This window comes from Mesorhizobium sp. M2E.F.Ca.ET.209.01.1.1, from assembly GCF_004010375.2.
In the GTDB taxonomy this organism is placed as follows: Bacteria; Pseudomonadota; Alphaproteobacteria; order Rhizobiales; family Rhizobiaceae; genus Mesorhizobium.
In genome coordinates this window covers 116,699-123,211 of sequence record NZ_SADP02000018.1, presented here as the reverse complement: position 1 = coordinate 123,211, position 6,513 = coordinate 116,699, and the positions used below count along the sequence as shown (strand labels likewise).

At 64.0% G+C, this 6,513-nt stretch carries 13 protein-coding genes; 2 read left to right on the top strand and 11 right to left on the bottom strand.

Annotated features, from left to right (window positions below; all coding sequences use genetic code 11):
* Window positions 1-73: transposase domain-containing protein (locus EN852_RS27210; RefSeq protein ID WP_135879553.1), on the top strand; the 73-nt coding region annotated here is incomplete at its 5' end.
* Window positions 74-203: 130 nt separating this feature from the next.
* Here EN852_RS27210 and EN852_RS27205 read toward each other — a convergent pair.
* The 8 genes from EN852_RS27205 to EN852_RS42550 all read right to left on the bottom strand — a co-directional run bounded on the left by EN852_RS27205 (window position 204) and on the right by EN852_RS42550 (window position 5,161).
* Window positions 204-866, bottom strand: a complete 663-nt coding sequence (locus EN852_RS27205; protein WP_246694419.1) for a lytic transglycosylase domain-containing protein — start codon at window positions 864-866, stop codon at window positions 204-206.
* Between the two features lie 110 nt (window positions 867-976).
* On the bottom strand, window positions 977-1,306 hold the full coding sequence (locus EN852_RS27200) for a DUF736 family protein (RefSeq protein WP_127878422.1): 330 nt from the start codon (window positions 1,304-1,306) through the stop codon (window positions 977-979).
* A 35-nt stretch (window positions 1,307-1,341) separates the two neighbouring features.
* Window positions 1,342-1,887, bottom strand: a complete 546-nt coding sequence (locus EN852_RS27195; RefSeq protein WP_127878420.1) for a S26 family signal peptidase — start codon at window positions 1,885-1,887, stop codon at window positions 1,342-1,344.
* A complete protein-coding gene (locus EN852_RS27190; protein ID WP_127878418.1) occupies window positions 1,884-2,375 on the bottom strand; it encodes a DUF2840 domain-containing protein in 492 nt (163 codons plus the stop codon). Before EN852_RS27190 ends, EN852_RS27195 begins: the two co-directional genes overlap by 4 nt.
* Window positions 2,372-3,418 (bottom strand): replication initiator protein A, encoded by a 1,047-nt coding sequence (locus EN852_RS27185; protein WP_127878416.1) that lies wholly within the window; start codon window positions 3,416-3,418, stop codon window positions 2,372-2,374. Before EN852_RS27185 ends, EN852_RS27190 begins: the two co-directional genes overlap by 4 nt.
* A 9-nt stretch (window positions 3,419-3,427) precedes the next feature.
* The gene (locus EN852_RS27180) at window positions 3,428-3,709 is read right to left on the bottom strand and encodes a helix-turn-helix domain-containing protein (protein WP_127868795.1); all 282 of its coding nucleotides are present in this window, start codon (window positions 3,707-3,709) and stop codon (window positions 3,428-3,430) included.
* A gap of 303 nt (window positions 3,710-4,012) precedes the next feature.
* Window positions 4,013-4,339, bottom strand: a complete 327-nt coding sequence (locus EN852_RS27175; protein ID WP_042643545.1) for a DUF736 domain-containing protein — start codon at window positions 4,337-4,339, stop codon at window positions 4,013-4,015.
* Window positions 4,340-4,849: 510 nt separating this feature from the next.
* On the bottom strand, window positions 4,850-5,161 hold the full coding sequence (locus EN852_RS42550) for a DUF2285 domain-containing protein (protein ID WP_246694418.1): 312 nt from the start codon (window positions 5,159-5,161) through the stop codon (window positions 4,850-4,852).
* Here EN852_RS42550 and EN852_RS42545 point away from each other — a divergent pair.
* Window positions 5,099-5,479 (top strand): hypothetical protein, encoded by a 381-nt coding sequence (locus EN852_RS42545; RefSeq protein ID WP_246694422.1) that lies wholly within the window; start codon window positions 5,099-5,101, stop codon window positions 5,477-5,479. The genes EN852_RS42550 and EN852_RS42545 overlap by 63 nt on opposite strands.
* Here the strand turns inward: EN852_RS42545 and EN852_RS42540 are convergent.
* The 3 genes from EN852_RS42540 to EN852_RS41030 all read right to left on the bottom strand — a co-directional run.
* Window positions 5,364-5,603: a DUF6499 domain-containing protein gene (locus EN852_RS42540; RefSeq protein WP_348643478.1), complete on the bottom strand. Its 240-nt coding sequence runs from the start codon at window positions 5,601-5,603 to the stop codon at window positions 5,364-5,366. The two genes, EN852_RS42545 and EN852_RS42540, sit on opposite strands and share 116 nt — an antisense overlap.
* A gap of 305 nt (window positions 5,604-5,908) precedes the next feature.
* Window positions 5,909-6,073 (bottom strand): hypothetical protein, encoded by a 165-nt coding sequence (locus EN852_RS42535; RefSeq protein ID WP_246694417.1) that lies wholly within the window; start codon window positions 6,071-6,073, stop codon window positions 5,909-5,911.
* Window positions 6,074-6,221: 148 nt separating this feature from the next.
* Window positions 6,222-6,513, bottom strand: a 292-nt coding sequence (locus EN852_RS41030) for a hypothetical protein (protein WP_189546208.1), incomplete at its 5' end; no start/stop codon positions are given.

Here is a 6,513-nt window from a genome sequence, read left to right as displayed (position 1 = left end):
GCGCGATGTACTCGTCCGCATGGTCGACGGTCATCCAGTAAACCGGCTCGATGAACTCCTGCCTTGGGCTTAGAAAGTCGAAAATCCTGTCAAGATCTGAGCGACGTGCAACGACCGGACGCTTACCTGTTGCCTCGCGGGCTCCCCTTCCCTGCGCCCTGACGTCCAGAACAACGCCCAGGCACGATTTGCAGATTTGGCCGTCACCGCACCGATGCCCCGGTTTCGGACACGACGAACAGCTCGCGCCGCTGCGAGCCAGCCGCGAAGACATCGTCCACGGAAGCTGCCGCCGAATGCGCGACGGAAGCGCCTTGGCCGGGCGCAAGATCCGATCCAGGCCCGGAGGCCGACAGCGGCACGACGAGAGGCGCGATCCGCCAGCTCACGGCCTTTGCGTGGGCGGCGGTAAGCGAGCCGGGCGCATCACCGCCGCCCCAGAAAGGGCGAAGCTTCGCAACATAGGCCCAGGTCTCAGCCGGGAGCGGGCGGCCCTTCAAGGAGGCTTCGTAACGCCGCGGCCCGGCATTGTAGGCGGCCAGGAAGCCCGGTGAGCCGTATCGATCAAAGAGCTCGCGAAGATAGGCCGTTCCGGCAAGGATGTTGTCGCGCGGATCATAGGGATCGCGGCCGAGCTGGTGACGGAGGCGCAGCTCAGCCCAGGTCGTGGGCATGATCTGCATCAAACCCACTGCCCCCTTTCGCGAGACTGCGCGCGGATCGCGGCCGCTTTCGAGATACATGACTGCCCGTATCCAGCGCTGAGGTACGCGGAAGCGATGCGATGCCTCGGCGATATGCGCGGCATAAGGATCGTCCACGGATTTGCTGGAGGCCGGCGCGAATTGTGCGGCCGCCCCTGTCATTGCGCCACAGAGGATCAGCATGCCAACGACAAGACAAAGTGCGCCACTCCGACTGCGCAACCGACGGACGGGGCGACTTTCGTCCGCGCAGCTCGACGTCGATGGCCCACTCATCGGGCACGCTCCGGCTTTGGTTTCGGGCGAATCCAGCGCAGCGACCAGGAGCCGTCATCGGATCGGAAGAGACCGGCACGAAAGCGCCGGCCAAACACCGGATCCTCCAATCGGCAGGACAGATAGTCGCCAGCCGTCTGGCCGGTTTCCTTCCAGGCCGCGCCAACTTCTGGACCGCCGGGCGCGCCGATATGGATGCGGAAATCCGGCGCCTTGCCGTCGGATGTCGTCGTCGGGACGAGCACCAGCTCGGCATCGACGAGCAGTGTTCGAATGCGTCCTGAGTAACCGGATTCTGTTTTCTGGAAGACCCCGATCTCGGCCATGGTCCATCTCCTTCCTCTTGATGACTGGGTGAATTTCAGGTCGGCGGAGCGAGCCAGGCGAAGTGCCCATCGCCGCTCTCGTCGGTCCAAAGCGGCAGCGCGCGTCCGACGATCGAGGTCGCCGGGAAAGGGCCGAAATAGCGGCCATCGAGACTGTCTTGGACTTGCCGGTTCATGACGAAGACTTCGTCGCCGGCGACGATGCGGCAGCCCTGCCAGTCAGGTAGCGCGCGCCCCTTGCGGTCACGCTCCAATGCGATGCCAAGCGCACGCCCGTTCACCGCGATGAGGCGACCGAGGCGGCAGACTTCCTGCCCCGGAAGCGCCTCGATGTGCTTCAGCATCGGCACTCCGAGCGGAAGGTAGCCTCGCCCAGCGGCGAAGAGCCCGACGGTCTTTGGCGGGTCAATGACGGCGAGCGCACCAGTCGTAGGAACGGCCATTTCGCTGATCGCGTAAAACCCGATCGGCGCGCTGGCCGACGCGTTCCATAGCAAAAGCGGCGGCATCCGCACCGCAGCCGGAGCGACCGTGGCGACTGCGGCCACGAGCGCTGCGGTCATGGAAGCGGCGCGGCTCATGATGTTGCTCGCTTGCGCAACAGAAAGGCCCGGTGCTGCTCGAGCGAATAGGCGCGCGGCGTTCCGCCGGCAACCAGCCGGTTGTGAGTCTGGCGCCAATAGTCGGGTGACGCCTCGACCGGATCGAGGCCGATCGCCTCGATTGCATCGATCAATTCGAGAACGCGCTCGACCTTGTCCCATCCCGCGATCTTGAGAAGGATCTCGCCGCCTGGCCGGATGTAAGGCAACGTCTGATGAGGTTCACCGGGAAAGACGGCGCGCACGATGTCGATGCGCGAAACGATGGTGCCAAAGTCGTTCGCCGCCCAGCGCACGAATGCAAAGATACTGCCTGGCGCAAAAGCGACGACGCGGCGCCGCTTGTCGATGATCGTCTGATTGGCAGGACGTCCGAAGCGGAGGCGATGCTCGATCCGCTTCTCGATCCAGATCAGCTCGACCGTCGTCAAATCGCCGCGCGGCGTCGATGGAGTTGACGGCGTCATGCGTCGTCTCCCTCGCGCCGGCCAAGCCACCGCTGGTCACCGCCAGTCCGCGGCGTGGGCGCAAGACTGTTAGATTGAGAGTTAGACTCTAAGTTAGGAGCGCGATTTTCCGCGCCCGGTCCGCCGCTTAGCGCCAATGGCGGTTCCCGAAAGCACGAGGACGCGGTTCCCGATGACACGATAGTTCGGGTTCCCGATGGCACGAACCTGTCAACAGGCGTCGGTGCTGGTTCGAAAGCCAACAACACACGGCCGCGGGCTTCGATTTCCGTGAACAGAAGGTACCCGGGCAGAGGCTGGCGGCGCACGATCTCACGCAGCTCGAAGGCGAAGCGCTTGAGCGGCGAAAGGCTGCCGGACTTGCGATGCAGGTGGCCGATGTCGAAACGCCAGCCGGCGCGCTGGCGTCCGCCATGCTTGCGCACCAGCCGGTAGAGCCAGCGCTCCAGACCACCCGTCAGCCCGAAATATGCACGGTCGATCGTCAGGATCAGCGCATCGTCCATGACCGCGCGATAGAACCAATCGGGCAAGATCAGCTCGACGCCGAGCGGTCGCCCGTTTCGGTCGGCGCGTTCCTGCCACTCGTTGATCCACGAGAAGCGATGGCGCCGGCCTTCGGCAGGTTGACGAATGGAGGTGACGACGCTTGTCGACTGCAGGCGGTCGAGCGCAGCTTTGAGGCGCAGGTAGTCTCGCTTCGAGACCCCGCGTCCGATGAAGGTGAGTATTTCGTATGGCGTCGCGGCCATCAGGCGCGACGTGCGCAATCCGGCATCCCGCGCGTTGACGATCTGACTCGCGGCCCAGATCAGGATGTCGGCATCCCAGATCGTCGCCATGCCATGATCGGGCATCGCTTCGACACGGATCGCCACATCGCCGGCGCGAAAATCGATCGGCGCCACGCGCCTGGATTTGGCAAGGGAAAAGAATGGATAGGCCATGAGATCCTGCGCATCGCGTGGTGCAACAACACCTGGCAGCGCCTGGAACAGATCGAGCTGTCCCCGCTCCGACGGTTGCCGTGGTCTTCGAGGCATGAGGGAGGGTCAGCGCCTCTCGCGTCCGGCATAGGGGATCAGGCGTCCCGCCGGAGGCTTGGCAGGCAGCACCGACCCACGCGGATCGGTTGTCGACGTCATGGCGCCCCGCTGAGCCCATGCCTGAAGGTCGTCAACAGAATAGACGACGCGACCGCCAAGTTTGCGATAAGCAGGCCCGGTCCCATAGGTGCGGTGTTTCTCCAGCGTGCGCGCCGAGAGACTGAGGAAGTGCGCAGCTTCCGAAGTGCGCAGATAGCGCGGCGGCAATGGCGCGGCGTCAGCGTTCATGAGGTGTCTCCTTCCGGCCGTTGCGGTTGAACGGCGATCGATGGCCAGGATGGAGGAGCTTGGGGACGAAGATCAGGTGCGCAATTGAGGGGCGCTATTTCGCACCGCTCAGAGGGCTTTGGGCAGTGGCGCCGGCGGGCGCGGCAATTGGCGGAGCCGACGCTCAATCATCTTCACGCCATTGCTGGTCAACCAACCCGTCTGATGAAAGGAGGCCCGGTCATGGCGCCCGGCGGCGCGAAGAGCTTCGGCAGTCAGCATGAGAAGAGCCTCGCCCGGCGTTGGCCGGGCGAGGCTCTTGATTCACTCGCCGTTACGGCGATTGGGGCGGGACCAGATGAGGCTATGGCCCTCACCTTCCTCGTCGGCGAAGAGGTTGGCGTAGATCGGAGCGGTGAAGCTCGGATCGTCGAGCTTGAGCCCAAGATAATCGCGGCCCTCGTTGGATCGCTTGGACCAGGCGGCGCCGATCTCGGCCTTGCCGACCACCACGCGGTGGCTTGGAGCGTTCTCGCCGTTGGCCCTTGTGTCGGGGACGATGCGCACGCCCTTGGCCTGGACGCTGAGGGTGACGATCTCGCCGGTGAACTCGTTCGCATTGGTCTTCTTGAAAGTGCCGATGGTAGCCATTTTCTGTCTCCGTTTTCTTCGTTTCCGAGCCCGCACCATGCGACCTCGATGGCGATCGTGAGGCCGAAGGCGAGTGCTGCCGCATCACTTGCGACCGCAGCAAAGCGGAGGATGGCGCAGACGCGCGTTTCTTGGTTCGCGAGGAATGGGCTCCGCCCAGGGGAAGAAACTCGCGCCCCGCCATTGCGGCATGGGCGCTCGAGGCTTCAGCCGGCCTTCGGCCAGATCAGCCCGTTCGAGAGGTCGTTGGTGCGCTCTGTGAAAGGAAAGGCGGAGGCGATGGCGGATCCGGGCCTACGTGACAAAAGCGACGTGGTCGCCGGTAGGATATCCATAACTGCTGGGGTGTGGGGGCCTGTTTCCCCTCCGACAATCCGGCCCGACCGCCACCAGAGCCGCCTCCGAGCACATTATAGTGGGCGACCGGACCTACATTCGATCATGCGATCAACTCCCGCCCGGACTTAACCCCGAAGCGGGACGACCGCGTATCATTGCAGGAAGAGCCCTTCAAAAATGACGCCGTCGCGCGCGCAGCAATTGGCGATAGCCGCGCTCGACCATTTTCAGGCCGTCGCGCAAGAGGCGATGCGTCTGGTAGCGGAAAGCCGAGTCATGCCAGTCAGCGGCGCTGACCAGCCGCCGACCGAACAAGGCGGTCGCGACTTCAAAGAGGGATGCCTGTTGGTCCCGCCCATCCAGGCATCGCAGCATGTGACCCAGGCGGCGGCGCTGGGCTGAGGTCAAGCGGGGGTCGGGATGGTATTGCCTGTGGATCGCGCGGATGAACCGCTCGATCGCCTGAAGCCGGTCACGTGCCATTTCATCGAGGGGAACAATCGCGGCGAGCGGCTTCCCCGGCTGCGTCTCGCCGAGAAGTGCCAGCTGCGTGCCGGGGGGAGATCGCATATGGCGGCCGATCTCGTCATGCCGACCGGCGGCAAGTGGGACGTCGAAGGTGCTGCCCTCCCCCGCGCGCAGATCCGGCGGAACCTCAACAAGATTGACGATCCCAGGATCAACCTCAGGCGCCCAATAAACGGGCTGCTCGACCGCGGACTGGTCTGGCCTGGCAGCGAAACTGTAACCCCCAGCGTTTGCGCAGCGCGCGCATTGCCTTGGTCGAGCGGGAGGCAGTGAAGTCTTGCTGATATAGCGGATTGCGTCGCAAGAACTCCCAGGCAATCGCATCGGCGGCGGCGCCTTTAACGAATGCATATGCCTGTGCGTCACGCCACTTCGATGTATCCGGCTTCATCCGCATCCTTCCCTACTCACGGATTTGATAGGGGGACGTGCCGTTAGGCGAAATCCTTGGATTCCGTCATTGACGAACGGACGAGAAGAAGCTCCCGGCGCCTGGCGGATCAGGCCGGGATGTTAGGGCAGCCTGCTTGCGCCATGCAGTGTCTTGAATGTCTCCGTCCAGGCGCGATAGGCCTCATCATCGTCCTGGCTCCACGTAGTGAACGCACGCCAAGCGGCGAAGACGAGGCGGGCAGCCCGAAGAGTGAGCCGACCGCCTGGTCGCCAGCGGGCCAGCCGGCGGGCCGGTCATTCTTCGGGTCATCAGTGAGGCGTCGCAGGTCTGCCAGCGCCGAAGCGGATGTGCGGCAGCGGAAATTCGAATATGCAGGTGTTGTCAGTCGCTTCCCGAACCACGATCGCAAGCTTGGCGATCACACCCGCCAACGATTGGGCAGGTGTCGCCGCAAATTTCGGCGAATAGGGCATCGGCCTTTTCAGCGGTCAGAGCGGCGCGGCAAAAAGGCAGAGTGCAACCAGCACGCGGCGCCGAGCGGCCGAACGGTTAGACATGATGATGTGAACCTCCTCGATGTTGTTGCTGCGTGCGTTCAACCAAAGCGTCAGGACCCCGCGATCATTGCCGTGTCCCATTCCAGGAGCCCTCCACGGCGTCGGGGTTGTTGCCGAAATTGTAGCTGCCCGCGAACGACTGGCCGTCAGCGGCGAGCTTGAACTTGCCGCTGCCTCGCGTGCCGTCCGACTGGAGCCAGGAGAAGCGCAGCACGTTGCCGCTCACCCTGCCGTTGATCTGCCCGGCGCTGCCGTCATCGCCTTGGTAGCGGCCGGAGACGCCGTTGCCGTTCTGCTGCAGCGAGAGCTCGTAGGCGACATTGTCGGCATTGGCGCTCCAGCTTCCACCGAAGCCG

Coding starts and splice junctions, on each gene's coding strand:
- EN852_RS27205 (WP_246694419.1), bottom strand. CDS start 866: ATGACAGGGGCGGCCGCACAATTCGCGCCGGCCTCCAGCAAATCCGTG.
- EN852_RS27200 (WP_127878422.1), bottom strand. CDS start 1,306: ATGGCCGAGATCGGGGTCTTCCAGAAAACAGAATCCGGTTACTCAGGA.
- EN852_RS27195 (WP_127878420.1), bottom strand. CDS start 1,887: ATGAGCCGCGCCGCTTCCATGACCGCAGCGCTCGTGGCCGCAGTCGCC.
- EN852_RS27190 (WP_127878418.1), bottom strand. CDS start 2,375: ATGACGCCGTCAACTCCATCGACGCCGCGCGGCGATTTGACGACGGTC.
- EN852_RS27185 (WP_127878416.1), bottom strand. CDS start 3,418: ATGCCTCGAAGACCACGGCAACCGTCGGAGCGGGGACAGCTCGATCTG.
- EN852_RS27180 (WP_127868795.1), bottom strand. CDS start 3,709: ATGAACGCTGACGCCGCGCCATTGCCGCCGCGCTATCTGCGCACTTCG.
- EN852_RS27175 (WP_042643545.1), bottom strand. CDS start 4,339: ATGGCTACCATCGGCACTTTCAAGAAGACCAATGCGAACGAGTTCACC.
- EN852_RS42545 (WP_246694422.1), top strand. CDS start 5,099: ATGGTATTGCCTGTGGATCGCGCGGATGAACCGCTCGATCGCCTGAAG.
- EN852_RS42550 (WP_246694418.1), bottom strand. CDS start 5,161: ATGGCACGTGACCGGCTTCAGGCGATCGAGCGGTTCATCCGCGCGATC.
- EN852_RS42540 (WP_348643478.1), bottom strand. CDS start 5,603: ATGCGGATGAAGCCGGATACATCGAAGTGGCGTGACGCACAGGCATAT.
- EN852_RS42535 (WP_246694417.1), bottom strand. CDS start 6,073: ATGCCCTATTCGCCGAAATTTGCGGCGACACCTGCCCAATCGTTGGCG.